The sequence below is a fragment of the Halomonas sp. HP20-15 genome (assembly GCF_033446685.1).
GTDB lineage: Bacteria > Pseudomonadota > Gammaproteobacteria > Pseudomonadales > Halomonadaceae > Modicisalibacter.
Genome location: NZ_JAWQLY010000006.1, coordinates 79881 through 96149, shown reverse-complemented (window position 1 = coordinate 96149; position 16269 = coordinate 79881). Strand labels below are relative to the sequence as shown.

12 protein-coding genes are annotated in these 16269 nt (G+C 64.2%); 9 read left to right on the top strand and 3 right to left on the bottom strand.

Annotated elements, in window-relative coordinates:
• Window positions 1–2 precede the first annotated feature (2 nt).
• Window positions 3–3092, bottom strand: a complete 3090-nt coding sequence (locus tag R6258_RS09770; RefSeq protein WP_318449641.1) for an efflux RND transporter permease subunit — start codon at window positions 3090–3092, stop codon at window positions 3–5.
• Window positions 3089–4234 (bottom strand): efflux RND transporter periplasmic adaptor subunit, encoded by a 1146-nt coding sequence (locus R6258_RS09765; RefSeq protein ID WP_318449638.1) that lies wholly within the window; start codon window positions 4232–4234, stop codon window positions 3089–3091. Before R6258_RS09765 ends, R6258_RS09770 begins: the two co-directional genes overlap by 4 nt.
• A 245-nt stretch (window positions 4235–4479) precedes the next feature.
• Between R6258_RS09765 and R6258_RS09760 the strand changes: the two genes are divergently transcribed.
• The 9 genes from R6258_RS09760 to R6258_RS09720 all read left to right on the top strand — a co-directional run bounded on the left by R6258_RS09760 (window position 4480) and on the right by R6258_RS09720 (window position 15287).
• Window positions 4480–5298 carry a MipA/OmpV family protein gene (locus tag R6258_RS09760; RefSeq protein ID WP_318449636.1) on the top strand — a complete coding sequence of 273 codons (819 nt, stop codon included), beginning with the start codon at window positions 4480–4482 and terminating at the stop codon, window positions 5296–5298.
• The gene (locus R6258_RS09755) at window positions 5298–5984 is read left to right on the top strand and encodes a response regulator transcription factor (RefSeq protein WP_318449634.1); all 687 of its coding nucleotides are present in this window, start codon (window positions 5298–5300) and stop codon (window positions 5982–5984) included. Before R6258_RS09760 ends, R6258_RS09755 begins: the two co-directional genes overlap by 1 nt.
• Window positions 5953–7341 carry a sensor histidine kinase gene (locus R6258_RS09750; protein WP_318449632.1) on the top strand — a complete coding sequence of 463 codons (1389 nt, stop codon included), beginning with the start codon at window positions 5953–5955 and terminating at the stop codon, window positions 7339–7341. Before R6258_RS09755 ends, R6258_RS09750 begins: the two co-directional genes overlap by 32 nt.
• Window positions 7342–7672: 331 nt before the next feature.
• A complete protein-coding gene (locus R6258_RS09745) occupies window positions 7673–9616 on the top strand; it encodes a PAS domain S-box protein (protein ID WP_318449630.1) in 1944 nt (647 codons plus the stop codon).
• A gap of 344 nt (window positions 9617–9960) precedes the next feature.
• Window positions 9961–11670: a mechanosensitive ion channel family protein gene (locus tag R6258_RS09740; RefSeq protein WP_318449627.1), complete on the top strand. Its 1710-nt coding sequence runs from the start codon at window positions 9961–9963 to the stop codon at window positions 11668–11670.
• 138 nt (window positions 11671–11808) lie between these two features.
• On the top strand, window positions 11809–12663 hold the full coding sequence (locus R6258_RS09735) for a putative RNA methyltransferase (protein ID WP_318449625.1): 855 nt from the start codon (window positions 11809–11811) through the stop codon (window positions 12661–12663).
• Between the two features lie 105 nt (window positions 12664–12768).
• The gene (locus R6258_RS09730; RefSeq protein ID WP_318449623.1) at window positions 12769–13218 is read left to right on the top strand and encodes an Rrf2 family transcriptional regulator; all 450 of its coding nucleotides are present in this window, start codon (window positions 12769–12771) and stop codon (window positions 13216–13218) included.
• Window positions 13219–13346: 128 nt separating this feature from the next.
• Window positions 13347–14249, top strand: a complete 903-nt coding sequence (locus R6258_RS09725; protein WP_318449947.1) for an NAD(P)/FAD-dependent oxidoreductase — start codon at window positions 13347–13349, stop codon at window positions 14247–14249.
• Window positions 14250–14396: 147 nt separating this feature from the next.
• Window positions 14397–15287, top strand: coding sequence for a DMT family transporter (locus R6258_RS09720; RefSeq protein ID WP_318449622.1), 891 nt, complete (start codon window positions 14397–14399; stop codon window positions 15285–15287).
• Window positions 15288–15332: 45 nt separating this feature from the next.
• Here R6258_RS09720 and R6258_RS09715 read toward each other — a convergent pair whose 3' ends face one another.
• A complete protein-coding gene (locus tag R6258_RS09715; RefSeq protein ID WP_318449619.1) occupies window positions 15333–16256 on the bottom strand; it encodes a LysR family transcriptional regulator in 924 nt (307 codons plus the stop codon).
• Window positions 16257–16269: the final 13 nt, after the last annotated feature.

Here is a 16269-nt window from a genome sequence, read left to right as displayed (position 1 = left end):
GCTCACGGTTGGCATGCCCGGCGTTCGCCTCCAAAGCGCCGGACGGTCCATTGCACGACGTCGTCCACGTAGCTGTACACCACCGGAATGACGAGCAGGCTCAGCAGCGTTGAAGTGAGCAGGCCGCCGATCACGACGATCGCCATCGGCGCGCGGAAGCTGGGATCGGCGCCCCAGCCGAGCGCGATCGGCAGCATGCCGGCACCCATGGCGATGGTCGTCATCACGATTGGGCGGGCGCGCTTGCGGCAGGCGTCGATGATCGCGTCCCGGCGCTCCAGGCCATGATCGCGGCGGGCGATGATGATGTAGTCGATCAACAGGATCGAGTTCTTGGTCGCGATGCCCATCAACATGATCAGCCCAATCATCGAGGGCATCGACAGCGCGGAGCCGGTGACGAACAGCGCCAGGAATGCGCCTGGAACCGATAGCACCAGTGCGGCCAGAATGGTCGCCGGCTGCACGAAGTCCTTCAGCAGCAGCACCAGTACCATGTAGATGCACAGTACGCCGGTCAGCATTGCCAGGCCGAAGCCGGAAGCGAGCTCGCCCATCTCTTCGGCATCACCGCTCGATGCCCGCGTTACCCCCGGCGGCAGCTTCTGCAGGCTGGGCAGCGCGAGTACCGCCTGTTCCACCTCACCCAGCTCCCGGCCGTTCAATTCGACCTCGAAGTTGATGTTGCGCATGCGGTCGTAGCGGGTGATCTGCGAAGGGCCGCTGCCGATCTCTAGGGTGGCGACGTTTTCCAGCGGTACCGCTCCACGCGCACCGGGTACCGGCAGACGCTTGAGCGTCTGCAGGTCCTCGCGGGCGGCATCGGCGAGCCTGACGACGATGGGTACCTGGCGCTCGCTCAGGTTGAGCTTGGCGAGTTCCTGATCGTAGTCGCCCAGCGTGGCGACGCGCAGCGTTTCGGCGATCGCCGCCGAGCTGACGCCCAGGTCGGCCGCGCGCGCGAAATCGGGCCGCACGAGAAGTTCGGGCTGTGCCAGGCCCGCGCTCGAGATGACCGCGCCGATGCCGGGGATCGTGCGCAATTCGCGCTCCACCCGCTGCGCATGATGCTCGAGTATTCGGCTGTCTTCGCCGGCGAGTACCAGCACATAATTCTCGCTCGAGTCGCCCTCGCCTACGCTCACGCGCACGCCGGGCAGCGTTGCAAGGCCATCGCGAAACTGCGCCTCGATCGCCTGTCTTTTCAAGCCCGGACGGTCGTCACGGTGGGTTAGGTTTATCGTCAGCACGGCGGTGCGGACATCAGCGCCGGTAGCGCCCGTCGACTCGGACGGATCGTCGCCTGAATTGCCCGCACCGATCGCCGTGTAAACCCTTTTCACGTGCTCGTGGTGCTGGAGAATGCCCCGCGCCCGCTCGGCGAGCGAGAGCATGTCGCGCAGCTTGCTGCCGGGCGGCAGCGTGAGGGTCACCTGGGTTTGAGAGTTGTCATCCGCTGGAATGAAGGCATCGGGAAGCGTCGTAGCGAGCGCCAATCCGCCGACGAAGAAAGCCGAGGAGCCGACAATCACCAGCAGGCGATGGCGCAGGCACCAGCGTGCGCCCGCCAGGTAGACACTCATCCAGCGCGGCTCGCGCTCGGCATGCGGCTTCGGCGCACGCAGCAGGTAGGCCGCCATCATCGGCGTCAGCAGGCGGGCGACGACCAGCGAGAAGAACACCGCGGTCGCCGCCGTCCAGCCGAACTGCACGAAGAACTTGCCGACGATGCCACTCATGAACGCCGTCGGCAGGAACACCGCGATCAACGCGAAGGTGGTCGCGACGACCGCCAGGCCTATCTCGGCGGCGGCTTCCATCGCCGCCTGGTAGGGCTTCTTGCCCATCAGCAGGTGGCGCTCGATGTTCTCGACCTCGACGATGGCGTCGTCGACCAGGATGCCGATCACCAGTGACAGCGACAGCAGCGTCACGATATTGATCGTGAAGCCCATCAGGTACATCGCCGCGAAGGTGGGGATCGCCGACAGCGGCAGCGCGACCGCCGCCACGAAGGTCGCCCGCCAGTCGCGCAGGAACAGGAACACCACCAGCACCGCCAGCGCCGCCCCCTCGTAGAGCAGCCACATCGAGCCCTGGTAGTTCTCGACGACGGGATCGACGAGATTGAGCGCCTCGATGACGGTGATGTCGGGATGCTCTGCCTTCAACGCATCGAGCGCGGTGCGCACCCCTTCGGCGACGTCGATCTCACCGAATCCCCGCGCACGCGCGATCTCGAAGCCGACCACCGGGTTGCCATTCAAGAGTGCGGCCGAACGTGGTTCGGCGACCGTGTCGGAGACGGCGGCTACCCGGCCGAGCTCGATGCTTCGGCCGTCGCCCAGGGTGATTTCGAGATCGGCCAGCTGTTCGGCGGTCTGCACGGTGGCGATCGTGCGCACGGCGTGTTCGGCATTGCCGAGATCGACACGCCCGCCCGACGCCTCCTGCTGCACCTGGCTTAGCTGTTGCGAGATGTCCGTCGCCGTCGTGTCCAGCGCGAACAGCCGCGCCGGATCGAGATCGACATGCACTTCGCGGGTGACGCCGCCGACCCGCGAGACGGCGCCGACGCCGGGGACCGCGAGCAGGGTCCGGCTGAGCGTGTCGTCGACGAACCACGAAAGCGCTTCGTCGTCCATGCGCGACGAGGCGACCGTATAGGTCAGGATCGGCCTGCCGGAGAATTCCACCTTCTCGATCACCGGGTCGCGCAGGTCGGCCGGAAGGTCGGCGCGTACGCGAGCGACGGCGTCGCGCACGTCGTCGAGAGCCTCCTGCAGCGGCTTCTCGAGGCGAAACTCGACCGTGACGATCGCGTTGCCGTCGCTCAGGGTGCTCGTGATGTGATCGACCCCCTGCATCGTCGCGAGCGAATCCTCGATCCTGCGCACCACATCGGTTTCGAGCTGCGCGGGCGAGGCGCCGGGTAGCGAAACCGTTACGCTGACTGCGGGTATCTCGACGTCGGGGAATTCCTGGATCTTCATCGTCCTGAAGGCCATCAAGCCCGCGAGCGTGATCACGATGAACATCAGTACGACCGGGGTGGGGTTGCGGATCGACCAGGCGGAAACGTTGAGGTTCATGGCGTTTCCTCTGCTCGGTTCATGGCATCCAACGATGATGGATCCTCGACCACACGAACCAGATCGCCATCGCCGAGGAAGGCGCCTCCGGAGGCAACCACCGGAGCCGACGCCCCGATGCCGCCGGCGATCTCGATGCGCTCTCCCACCCGCCGGCCCATCGTCACCTTGGTCTGTACGACCCGGGAGTCCGGGCCGAGACGCATCACGTAGCTGAAGCCGTCGCGCAGCAGCACCGCGCTTTGCGGCAGGGTCAGAGCCTGCCGCGTTCCTAGCTCGAATTCGCCACGCGCGAACATTCCCGCCCGAGCGACGTCGCTTGCCGGTAGGTCGACATAGACCATGCCATTGCCGGTGGAGACGTCCACAAGCGGAGCGATCGTGCGCACACGGCCCTCCAACTCGCCGCCTCCCGGCAGGGTGAGCCTGGCGACCTGATCGGGTTGCAGCTTCGCGAGATCGGACGCGGCGACCTCGGCGCGCCATTCGAGCCGGCCATCACGGATCAGCCGAAACAGTTCCTGGCCCGCGGGAAGCACCGCGCCGACCGTGGCGCTGCGGGCCGAAATTACGCCATCGTCGGGGGGGATTACCTGGGTCTGGGCCAAGCGCAGCCGCTGCGTTCTTTCGTCCGCTTGCGCCGCTTCCAGGCGTGCTTGCGCGGTACGTTCCGCCGTGAGGTATTGTTGGATCTGCTGCGCCGTCATCGCGCCGGTCACCTGCAACTTGCGGGCGCGCCGTGCGTTGCCCTTGGCTTCGGCGAGAACCGCCTCGGCCTCGGCGACGGCGGCGCGGCTGCGCGCGAGTTCGGCGCTCAGCGTGTCGGATGCGAAAGTGGCGAGCACCTGGCCGCGCCGGACGATATCGCCGACGTTGACCTCGACGCTGGCCAGACGCAGGCCGTCCGTCTCGTTGCCGATGCTGGCCTCCTGCCAGGCCATGACGTTCCCGTTGGCGGGGAGCCGGATCGGCAGCGTGGCGGGGCGTAGCGTCGTGACCGCCACGCTCAGCGCGGGCTGCGCGACCGCAATGGCCTGCTCTTCACCTGCGGCGTTGCGGGTGGCATGCAGGGTCCATGCGACAGCGACGAACAGGATCGCAGCGATCACCAAGGCGGCCGCGAATGCGCGTAGTCTTCTCATCGTTGCGCTCCCTGCTTGCCACGCAGCACTGCCGAGCATCGGCGGGACAAAAAGGCAACGGGAATGAAACCGGGGTATGAAATCATGCGGTGTCCTCGTCTCTCATGGGACGGGACTATCCGGTAACGCGTCTTTCAGAATACTTACCGGCGGCTCGCAGCGATCGAGGGACTTTCGGTAAGTTTCCAGTAAGAGGACGGCTGCGAAAGTGAGCTCTGTCCTTCAATGTCATGCGAGAAAACCCCATGTCTCTATCGTACCCGCCCGCCTCGATCTTCCATGGTTCCGCCTCGCGCAAGGCGGCCGTATCAATGCTTGTCATCGGGCTCTGCGCACCGATGACGACCTTCGCCGGGGAACCGGCCGACGACGGGTCGACATCCTGGGCGCTGGGCCTCGGCGTGATGAGCGAGCAGGAGCCTTACACCGATATCGATCGGGAAAACACCCCGCTACCATTGCTCGAGGTCGAGAATCGCTACATCCATGTGTTCGGCCCGCAGATCGAATTCAAGCTGCCGAGTGTCGATATCAATGACTCACAAGCGCTCAACTTCGGCATCGTCGCCGAGTACGATGAAAGCGGCTACGAGGAAGGCGACGCCGATATCCTCGACGGCATGAGCGATCGCGATGGTGGCTTCTGGGCGGGCGCCAAGATGGAATGGGAAAGCGAGCTGTTCGAGGTCAGCGCCGAATGGCTCGCCGACGCCTCGGGCGACAGCAACGGTCAGCGCTTCAATCTCGGCCTGGAGAGAACCTGGCAATTCGGCGAACACGTGATGCTCACCCCGCGCGTGGGCGCGACCTGGCAGGACGATAAGTACATTGACTATTATTTCGGCGTCCGCGACAGCGAGGCCCGCATTGGCCGTCCCGTCTACTCGGGAGAGTCCGGCGTCAGCACCGAGCTGGGCGTGCGTGGCGCCTATCAGTTCAATAGTCGCCATTCCGTGCTCATGGATGTCGAGGTGACGAGCCTGGCTGACGAAATCAAGGACAGCCCGCTGGTGGATCGCTCGACAGCCAACGCCGTGTTCGTGGGCTATATCTACAGTTTCTGATGAGCCGAGTACTCCTGATCGAGGACCATGACCGGCTGGCCCGGCTGGTGTGCAAGGGACTGGCGTCCGCCGGCATTGCCGTCGATGTGACCGATCGCATCGATTCTGCGTGGGCGGCCATCCAGCAGATGCCCTATCAGGGCTTGATCCTCGATCGGGGGTTGCCGGACGGTGACGGCCTCATCCTGCTGCAGAAGATGCGCCACGCCGGTCTGGGCGTGCCGTGCCTGGTGCTGACGGCACGCGATGCGCTGCATGACCGCGTGGCGGGCCTCGAAGCCGGCGCCGACGACTATCTGCCCAAGCCGTTCGCCATGGACGAGATGGTGGCGCGCGTGCGGGCCTTGCTGCGCCGCCCCGTGGCACTCCATGCGCTCGATCCCAGTCACGACGACCTGACGCTGCGTTCCGAGACCGGCGTGCTGTGCAGCGGCGAAGAGAGCGTCACCCTGGCCCCGGCGGAACTGCACATCATGCAACTGCTTTTGCACAAACACGATGAGGTCGTGCGGCGGGGCGCGCTGGAAGCGGCAGCCTGGGGGCTGAGCGAGGCGGTCACGCCCAACGCCCTGGACGTGGCCCTGCATCGACTACGTCGCAAGCTGCTCGCCATCGGCTCGCGCCAGCGGATCGTCAACGTCAGGGGGCTGGGGTATGCGCTTCGCGAAGGTGATGCCACTGAATAGTCTGCGATTCAAGGTCCTGCTGGCCTATGTGGCGGGCATGGTGCTCAGCATCACGCTGCTGGTGATCGCGGCGACGGCGTTGCTGCAGAGCAACGTGCTGGCGCGGATGGACCTGGCCGATGCGGCCGAGGGGCTGGTGGACAATGTCCAGTTCGATAGTCGTGGTCGGCCCGTCGGCTTCGACGCGAGCATGAACGACCGCGCCTGGCTGTACGAAGGCCCGCAGCGTGAAACGGCCTATCGGATTCTGGATGACGCCGGGAACGTGGCGGTGGTTTCGAGTGCCGGAGAAGCCTTCTGGCCGGCCGACGGCGATCCTCGACGATTGGCGCGTGGCAACTTCACCTTCGAGCATGAGGGAAAGACCTACTACGGCGCCACACAGCCCCTCGAGCATCAGGGGCGAAGGTGGTATCTGCAATTCGCGGTCAGTGCGAGGTTCCTGGATGTCGTCTATATCGTGGCCTTGCCGCAGGTGGTCGCTGGCGTGGCGGTGTTTGGACTCGTGCTGTTCGTCGCCTTCGGGTTGTGCGCCTATATCACCCTGCGCTATACCCTCAAGCCGTTGCGAGACGTATCGGAGTCCGCGGCGGCCATCTCGCCGCGCTCCATCAACGCCCGACTGAATACGGACGCGGTGCCCGCGGAGATCACGCCGCTCGTCGACAGCTTCAATCGCGCCCTGGAGCATCTCGAACGGGGCTATCGCGTGCAGCAGGAATTTCTTGCCAACGCGGCACACGAATTGAAGACGCCACTTGCGTTGATCCGTGCCCAGATCGAGTTGAGAGAGGATGGCGGGAACGACCGCGACTCGCTGTTGAGCGACGTCGAATACATGACGCGGCAGGTGCAGCAGCTTCTGCTCCTGGCCGAAGCGAGCGAGGCGCACAACTATAGCTTTGCCGTCGTTTCGGTGCAGGAGATCGCCCACGAGGCCGCCGCTTACCTGCAGCGCATGGCCGAAACCGCCGACGTGCACCTGACGGTGCGCGCTGTCGAGGACGTGCAGTGGAGGGCCGATCGCGCGGCCTGCTTCACACTGCTGAAGAACCTGCTGGAAAACGCCATTCAGCATGCGCCCGCGCGGACCTCGGTCAGTGTGGAGATCCAAGGCGAGACGGTAACGGTGCGGGACAGGGGACCGGGCGTCGATTTAGCACAGCTTCCCTTGTTGTTCGAGCGATTCTGGCGTGCCGCGCACCGGCGCGATCACGGGGCCGGGCTCGGCCTGGCAATCTGCCAGGAGATCGCCATGACGCATGGCTGGCGCCTCACGGCCGAGCGGGCTGAACCAGGGCTGCGGTTTCGGCTGTCGAATGGAGAGCGCTCAAACGAGACTGAAAGAGACATTTAGTTCCATTGTATCAAACGCTTAATACGAAAGCCTGCCTTTACCGACAGGCTTTTTTGTTGCAAAACGTTACCAAGCCAAGGCTGGCTTCGGTCAAGCCACTAGGACAGTGGCCGATAGGGACACAAGCAAAGCTAAGTACGTAGGGAGCCGCAGGGTAATGGCATCCCCGGACGGTAGTGTGCTGGGTGCGCAAACCCTCGGTTAGACGAGAGAGTATCACCATCCTGCGGCTATCTGGCAGTACCTCACCAGCAGCACCTCACGCGATACGTCAAATCCCACTGGGGCTGTGTAAAATATGAATTTTTAGTTATCTAACGTTAGGTGGTTCATGGACCAATCTGATCAGCTCGACGCGGGTCCGACCGAAGAAGGGCGCTACCGCTTGCTCGTTGACGCGGTAACGGACTACGCCATCTTCATGCTCGATCCCTCGGGCCGGGTCATTAGCTGGAACCCCGGTGCCCAACGCTTCAAGGGGTATCAAGAAGCCGAGATCCTCGGACAGCACTTTTCGGTTTTCTATACCGAATCCGACCGGCGGGCGGAGCTGCCGAAACATGCGCTTGCCACCGCGGAAACTGAAGGTCGGTTCGAGAACGAAGGCTGGCGGGTCCGCCAAGACGGTAGCCACTTCTGGGCCAATGTCGTCATCGACCCTATCTGGGCGTCCTCGGGGGAGTTGATAGGATTCGCCAAGGTGACCCGGGACCTTACCGAGCGCAAGCAGGCTGAAGCTGCGCTGGCCAGGAGCGAGCACCAGTTCAGGCTATTGGTGCAGAGCGTCACCGACTATGCAATCTGTATGCTCGACCCGGAAGGCCGGGTAAGCAATTGGAATCAGGGTGCCCAGCGTATCAAGGGTTACGCGCCGGAGGAGATCATCGGGCAGCACTTTTCCCGTTTCTATACCGAGGAGGATCGGGCAAGGGGCGAGCCTGAAAGGGGGCTAGCCATCGCCCGCACCACGGGGCGCTTCGAGAAGGAGGGTTGTCGCCAGCGCAAGGACGGGAGCCTTTTCATAGCGCATGTGGTCATCGATGCCATACGCAGTGAGGATGGCACGCTGCTCGGGTACGCCAAGGTCACACGGGACATTACCGAGTCGAGAGAGACGCAAAAAGCTCTGGCACGGGCACGCGAAGCCCTGTTCCAGTCGCAGAAGATGGAATCGCTCGGACAGCTTACCGGGGGAATCGCCCACGATTTCAATAACCTGTTGATGGTGATATTGGGTAGCCTGAATGTCGCCGCGGGGCATCTCCAGAACGACCCAAAGGCGACGCGCCTGCTGAACAATGCCATCAAGGGGGCCCAGCGCGGCGTCTCGCTGACCCAGCGCATGTTGACCTTCGCGCGGAGCCAGGACCTGCGTCCCGAGGCGCTTGAGGTGCCGGCGCTGGTCCATGGCATGGCGGATATGCTGCAACGGTCACTGGGTCCGCAGATTCATATCGAGACCCGCTTCTCCATGAAGCTGGACGCCGTTATGGCGGACCCCAATCAACTGGAACTCGCCCTGCTCAATCTGATGGTGAATGCGCGTGACGCCATGCCCGAGGGGGGGAATATTATCCTCTCGGCGAATAATGAGATCGTTACGCCGGGCCACGCCATGGCCTTGGAACCGGGACCGTATGTGCGCCTTGCCGTGACGGATACGGGGCAAGGCATGGATGAGACGACGAAAGCCAAGGCCATGGATCCGTTTTTTACCACTAAGGACCTGGGCGAGGGGACTGGGCTGGGCTTGTCCATGGTGCACGGTATGGCCGAGCAATTGGCGGGGCGCCTACACATCGATAGCCACAAGGGTCAGGGCACTACGGTTGAACTCTGGTTGCCGGCCAAGAAGCACGAAAGCAGCGAAGGCCAGGCCGATCTCCAATCACAGCAGCAGCCCGAACCGAGAGAACGGGTTGAACAATCGCTCAAGATACTGGCCGTCGATGATGACAGCCTGGTTCTGTTCAGCATGACTGCAATGCTGGAAGACCTGGGGCATCAGGTCATCGAGGCAAGCGACGCGAGCGAGGCGATCGAGATCCTCAAGCAGGACGACTCCGTCGATCTGGTCATCACTGACCATGCCATGCCCAAGATGACCGGGTCCGAGCTGGCGGAAGCCATCCAGCAACGCTGGCCGCATCTCCCGCTTATCCTGACATCGGGCTATACCGAGCGGCTGCAGTTACCTGCCTACCTGCCGAAGCTGACCAAGCCGTTTAGCCAGGATGCGCTTAAGCAGGCCCTCCAGAATCTACTGACCACCTAATGGGGATGGCACTATTGCGGTAGCCTTGGCCGTTAGCTGAACCACCCGCTCGCTGAGCCACTTGCCTCACAAGCTGCTGAAGCCCTCTCAACTGAACCTCCGTATGTTACCGCCTCGTGAAAAGGGCCGGCATTGTGTAAGTGCCGGCCCTTTTTTGTTAGGCGAGTAATGCTCGACGCCCTGCCGCTGGCCACCAAAAGCTGGACGAGGCAATATCCGGTGCGCTGTACTGCGATCAGCCACTGACCCGGGTAGCTAGGCGCCAGGCGCAGGCCCGGCCGGATCGGGACCGATCCGGTGCCAGGTGGACTACACGGATGACCCACTGAATCGGTAAGGGACGTATGAAGAAGAATGGCCCATGGCTACTGTGGCTAGTCGCTACGGTAGCGCTCACTTTTGCCAGTCTGTGCGTGGCGCAAACGCAGGGCGAGGGGAGCGAGGAGACGCGCTGGTTCTCCGTAGAGTCGCTGAACACGGGGCTGGGCGAAGCCCCCGGGGGAGTCAAGCGAATAACGCCGCGCGACGCGATACGGAGCTTTCTGGCCCTGACCAAGAACGGTAAGTTCGAGGCGGCGGCGCACATCCTAAATCTTTCCGAATTGTCCCCGGCGGATCAGCGCGAGCGAGGGGGTGAGTTAGCCAGAAAGCTGTCCGAGGTGCTCAAGCGTGGCGAGTGGCTCGATGTTTCCAATCTTCCCGGGCGCCAGGATGCCGCCATCGAGGACCCGTCGGGCCAGCATCCCCAGGCGGGGGAACCGCGCCGCAATCTCAAGCTGGCATCGCTCAAGGCCAAGGGCGAAATCTACGACATCCGCCTGGGCCGATACCGGGTGGGCAACGAGGAGCCGATCTGGCTGATCATGCCGGATAGCGTTTCGTCGGTCCCTTTGCTGTATGAGGACTACGGGCCCTCCTTATTGGAGCAATATATCCCCGAGCGCTTCAAGGCCTCGTTCGGGGTGCTCAAGATCTGGGAATGGATAGCCATCCCGGTCTTCCTGCTGGTGGTTGGCCTGGTGGGGTGGGCGACCTACCACCTGCTCGGGTTGATGGCACGCTGGCTGCCTTCCGGCGCACCCAGCATCTTCGCCGGCCGGGTCAAGGTGCCCGCGGCGCTCATCGTCATGTCGTTGGTTAGCCAGATGCTGCTCGACTATGTGGTGTCTTTCTCGGCCGTGGTAACCACGTCCTTTCGAGTGCTGTTGATAGCCATTCTGGCCTGGGGGGCCGGCACGGTAGCGCTTCGCCTCGTCGATACCCTCATGCTGAGAATGACGCGGCGCCTCATGGGTCAGATCGACGACACCAAGCCCAGGGACGAGCGTAAGCTGCTGACGACGCTTTACGCATTGCGCCGGATCATCATCCTGATCACGGTGACCGCCGTTTCGATTTACGTGCTGAGTCAGATCCAGCTCTTCGAGTCGCTGGGGATATCCCTTTTGGCCTCGGCCAGTGTCCTGACGGTACTGGTGGGTATTGCCGGCCAGGCCGTCCTTGGCAACATTCTCTCTTCGTTTCAGTTGTCGTTGGCGAAGCCCATACGCATCGGCGATCTGGTGATGTTCGAAGACCAGTGGTGCTACGTGGAGGGCATCTTCTATACCTTCATCCGTCTGAGGTGCTGGAACGAGCGGCGCGTGATCGTGCCGGTCACGTACTTCGTTTCCAAGCCCTTCGAGAATCTTTCGGTCAAGAGCACCAAGGAGTGCAGAAGCCTGGAGTTGATCCTGCACTTGAGCGCCGATATCGAGTGCCTCAGGGAAAAATTCCTGGAGTACGCGCAGGAGGAGGACAGCGTCATCGAGCACCATAAGCTTTGTTGTTACGTGACGGGGCAGACCGAGCGGGCCCAGACGGTGGTCTGCTATCTGATGACGTCGGACCCCTTCGCCGGCTGGATCGCCGAAATGAACGTCCGTGAGCGGTTGATGACCTTCATCCGCGACAACCACCCCGAGTGGTGGCCGAGAGAGGTGACGGTCATCAGCGAACACGATGTCGCTCGCGTCGAGAGTCCCGAAGGTTCGTCCCGCCACGGCGCGGGCTAGCCTTCGGATAGCCAACGAAGGCCACCCGCGATGGCCGAATGGAACGCAGCGTTTGTCGCGAGGTAAAGTAGAGGGAAATCGGAGCCCGCCAACCGGCGGGTTCTGCGTATCTGACAGGCGAGGATTCCAGCGACGATCATGAGCATTACCCCTTTTCAGGCGCTGGCCTGCCCGCTGGACGGCGAGCCCCTGCAGCAAAGCGTCAACGCGTGGCGCTGTGCCAGTGGCCACAGTTTCGATATCGCGCGCCAGGGCTACGTGCACCTGCTGCCGGTGCAGAACAAGCGCTCGCGCGACCCGGGCGACAGCAAGGAGATGGTGGCAGCGCGTCAGCGCTTCCTCGCCGCCGGCCATTACCGGCCGATCGCCGAGGCGCTCGGCCGGGCCGCGCTGGCGGGGCTGTCGGCCGACGCCGCGGCCAGCTGCCTGGATGCCGGCTGCGGGGAGGGTTACTACCTGCGCGAGCTGGCCGATGCCGCCGCCGATGACGGGCAACCCTTGGCGCTGCTGGGGCTGGATATCTCCAAGTGGGCGGTACTTACTGCTGCTAAGCAGGACAGGCGCGCCAACTGGGTGGTGGGCAGCAACGCCAGGCTGCCCGTGCAGCCGGGCACGTTGGACCGGCTGTTATGCCTGTTCGGTTTCCCCGTGTATGGCGAGTTCGCCCGGGCGCTGAAGCCGGGCGGCGAGCTGTTGCAGGTCGATGCCGGGCCGGATCACCTGCTCGAGCTGCGCGAGATCATCTACCCGACCCTGAAGCCGGAACGCTCGGGCGATGCCACAGTGCCGGAGGGCTTCACGCCGCTTGGTATCGAGACGATTCGCTACCCGCTGACGCTCGCCGGTGCGGAGCAAATCGCCGATCTGCTGGCGATGACGCCGCACCTGTATCGCGCCAATGCCGAGGGCCGGGCGAGGGCGGCCGCGCTCGAGTCACTAACGGTGACCGTGGACGTGCGCTTGAAGCGCTTTGCGCGTGACGAGATGGGTTGAGCGACGGCGTCATGCCCCACGAATTCCGGCGGGCTCAATCGAGGTCACTGTTGCCGCGATGTCGGCATGCTAATCTGCCCCTTCAGTTTCCAAAGGCACGTCCCCTTGAGAACCGATAGCCGCCTTTCCCGCATGCTTCATGTGCTGCTGCACATGGCCCGCCAGGACCGCCCCATCAGCTCCGAGCAGATCGGGACGATGCTGGGCACCAACGCCGCCGTGGTGCGGCGGACCATGGCGGGGCTGCGCAAGGCCGGCTACGTACGCGCCGAGAAGGGCCGTAACGGCGGCTGGCTGATCGGCTGCGACCTGAACCGCGTCACGCTACTGGACGTGCATAACGCCGTTGGCGGGCCGCGAATCTTCGCCATCGGCACCGACCGCGAAAACCCCGATTGCGCGGTCGAGAAGGTGGTCAACGCGGCGATCTTCGACGCCATGCGCGAAGCGGAAGCGCTGCTGATCGCGCGCCTGGGCTCGGTCACGCTGGCCGAACTGGCGACTCAGTTCGACGAGATCGCCACTCGGAATGGCTATCGGTTTCCCGCTCACTGATTCCTCCGCCTTACTCAGACCGTCCCTCCTGCACCGCCCTGAAACGGCGCATTGACGTTTGCGCCTTTTAATGTATCAATAAAAGATACATATTGTGATTTGAACGGATCGAGGGCAAGGCCATGACCATGACGTTCGATGCAGTGATTATCGGTGGCAGCTATGCGGGGATGACGGCGGGGTTGCAGCTGGCGCGGGCGCGGCGGCGGGTGCTTGTCGTCGATGCAGGCGAGCCGCGCAATCGCTTCGCCACCCACTCGCACGGTTTTCTGACCCAGGACGGCACGCCGCCGGCGGAAATTGCCGCCGAGGGTCGCAGTCAGTTGATGGAGTACGCGACGGTCGAGTGGCGCTCGGGGCGGGTGGAGTCCGTCACCGGCGCGGCGGACGACTTCTCGCTGGCGCTGGCCGATGGCCGCACGGTCAAGGCGCGGCGCGTCATCCTGGCGACGGGGGTGAGCGATGAGTTGCCGGACGTTCCCGGCCTGGCCGAGCAGTGGGGCAGGAACGTCTTCCACTGCCCGTACTGCCACGGCTACGAGCTCGGTGGGACCGGCATCGGCGTGCTGGCCTCCTCAGAGCTTTCGCTGCATCACGGCCTGATGCTGCCGGATTGGGGCGAGACCACGCTGTTTCTCAACGACGTCTTCGAGCCCGACGCCGATCAACTGGCCCAGCTCGAGGCACGCGCCACGCGGGTCGAGCGGGGCGCGGTGGAATGCCTCGCCGGGCGGGAAGGTTCGAGCGCGGGGGTCGAGATCGTGATGCGCGACGGTCGGGTCTTTGCGCTTTCCGGCCTGTTCGTGGCGCCGCGCATCCGGCTCGGCCCGCTGGCAACCCGGATCGGCTGCGCGCTGGAGGAGACGCCGATGGGCGAAGTGGTCAAGACCGATGCGATGCAGGCGAGCTCGATTCCCGGCATCTTCGCCTGCGGCGACGTAGCCCGCGCGGCGGGCTCGGTCACCTTCGCCGTGGCGGATGGCGCGATGGCCGGAGTGGCGGCGCATCGCTCGCTGATGTTCGGGCTGTGAGCATGTGAAGACGCGCGAGTGTCGTGTCGTCCCCCTGCACCGAGATGCCCCGGCGCAGGAGGGTGACGTACCCAAGCGAGCCTGGCCGGTTGCCCCGCCCATGAAGAGTCACTACCGTTACTAGCTTCGTTGGTTGGGGTAGCTCTCGTGACCGTTCGCGCCATTTTGTATCTATGTATCGTCGTCCTGCTGTTCGCCGGCAACCTGCTGGTGGGTAAGCTGGCCACGGCGAGCCTGCCGCCGCTGACGCTCAGCCTGGCGCGAATGCTGGTGGCCTTCATCGCCGTGCTGGCGCTTTTCGGCCGCGCGGCCTGGCGGCAGCGCGACGTTCTGCGGCGGCAGGCCAAGGCGTTGACGGCGATGGCTATCACCGGGATGGCGCTGTTCAACGCCACCCTCTATTCCGCGCTGCAAACGAGCGAGTCCACCAACGTGGCGGTGCTGGAGAGCATGATCCCGGCCGTGACGGCGCTGGTCATGGCGCTGTTTTTCCGCGAGCGGCTCGGCGGTGTGAAATGGGCGGGCATCGTCATGTCCGCGTTCGGCGCCGCCTGGGTGGTCACGGACGGCGAGCCGCTGGGCATCTTGCACCACCTGCGGGTGGGCGATGCCTTCGTGGGCGGCGCCGTCGCTTCCTGGGTGCTCTACATGCTGGCGGTTCGTCAATGGCTGGGGCGGATTCCGTTCTACGCCTCGCTGGTGCCCATGACCGGCATCGCGGTGGCGTTTCTCGTCCCGCTGGCGCTGCTGGAGAACTGGCTCTTGGATACCGTCTGGCACCTCGACGGCGCGTCGTTGGCGACGGTGCTGTATCTGGGGATCGGCCCCTCGCTGGTTGCGCTGGTCTGCTACAACCGCGCCTTGCTGCTGGTCGGCCCGAGCCGCACGGCTACCTCGCTCAACCTGCTGCCGGTGGCGACCATGCTGCTGGGTTACTGGCTGCTGGGCACGCCCATCACGCTCAGCCAGATGGTCGGCGCCGCGGTGGTGATCGTGGGGGTCTCGCTGGTCACGCTCAACCTGCCTCGCGGTCGCTAAGGCACTCGCCAGCCACGTTCGCCAACCGGTGCGCCAGGACACGCTTTACGCATTGCCCCGCGGGCGACTGTCGCCGAAGCGTTCTGCATAGACCGCGACCAGCCAGTCGAGAAAGACCCGGACCCGCGGCGAGAGCTGCCTGCGGTGGGGATAGACCAGATGAATCGGCAGCCTGGGTTTCTCCCATTCGGCGAGCACTTCAACCAGGTCCCCTCTGTCCAACGCTTGCTCGAGATGGAAGCGGGGCACCTGAATCAGCCCGCAGCCCTTGAGCGCGCTGACGACGTAGTTCTCGGCGTCGTTGACGGTCAGCCAGCCACCGGCGGCGAAGGCACGGACCTGCCCTCCGATCATCAGCTCCAGCTCGGCGTCCGGCGCCCTGTCTCCCGATACGAAGCGGACGGCGTGATGATCGCGTAGCGCTTCCGGCGTCTGTGGCGTGCCCATCCTTGCGAGGTAAGCGGGGCTGGCGCAGATCACCTGGGGAAAGTCGGCCAGGCGTCGCGTGACCAGCGTGGAGTCGCGGGGGGTACCACCACGTATGGCGCAGTCGACGCCTTCGCCGACCAGATCGACGAGCCGGTCGCCGCTGGTGATCACCAGTTCGAGCCGGGGATAGCGGGCATGGAACTCATCGATGCGAGGCAGCACGATCTGGCTGGCGTGGGTGCCGTGCATCTCGACGCGCAGGACGCCGGCCGGATTGCTGGCTACCGGCTGGAGGGTGGCTTCGGCGTCCTCGAGTTCCGCCAACAGCTGTATGCAGCGTGCGTAGAAGGTCTGGCCCTCGGGCGTGGGGCGTACCTGCCGGGTGGTGCGCTCCAGCAGGCGTACGCCCAGTCGGCGCTCCAGTTGCTGGATGGCCAGGGTGGCGGTCGCGCGCGGGATGTCCAGCGCATTGGCCGCTCGGGTGAAATTGCCGCTTTCGACGATGCGCACGAAGAGCGTCATCGCAGCGAATCGGTCCATTGGAATTGTTTAA

What these genes read in the sequence shown, in the direction of transcription:
- R6258_RS09770 (WP_318449641.1), bottom strand. Translation starts at nt 3,092, where the DNA reads ATGAACCTCAACGTTTCCGCCTGGTCGATCCGCAACCCCACCCCGGTC.
- R6258_RS09765 (WP_318449638.1), bottom strand. Translation starts at nt 4,234, where the DNA reads ATGAGAAGACTACGCGCATTCGCGGCCGCCTTGGTGATCGCTGCGATC.
- R6258_RS09760 (WP_318449636.1), top strand. Translation starts at nt 4,480, where the DNA reads ATGTCTCTATCGTACCCGCCCGCCTCGATCTTCCATGGTTCCGCCTCG.
- R6258_RS09755 (WP_318449634.1), top strand. Translation starts at nt 5,298, where the DNA reads ATGAGCCGAGTACTCCTGATCGAGGACCATGACCGGCTGGCCCGGCTG.
- R6258_RS09750 (WP_318449632.1), top strand. Translation starts at nt 5,953, where the DNA reads ATGCGCTTCGCGAAGGTGATGCCACTGAATAGTCTGCGATTCAAGGTC.
- R6258_RS09745 (WP_318449630.1), top strand. Translation starts at nt 7,673, where the DNA reads ATGGACCAATCTGATCAGCTCGACGCGGGTCCGACCGAAGAAGGGCGC.
- R6258_RS09740 (WP_318449627.1), top strand. Translation starts at nt 9,961, where the DNA reads ATGAAGAAGAATGGCCCATGGCTACTGTGGCTAGTCGCTACGGTAGCG.
- R6258_RS09735 (WP_318449625.1), top strand. Translation starts at nt 11,809, where the DNA reads ATGAGCATTACCCCTTTTCAGGCGCTGGCCTGCCCGCTGGACGGCGAG.
- R6258_RS09725 (WP_318449947.1), top strand. Translation starts at nt 13,347, where the DNA reads ATGACGTTCGATGCAGTGATTATCGGTGGCAGCTATGCGGGGATGACG.
- R6258_RS09715 (WP_318449619.1), bottom strand. Translation starts at nt 16,256, where the DNA reads ATGGACCGATTCGCTGCGATGACGCTCTTCGTGCGCATCGTCGAAAGC.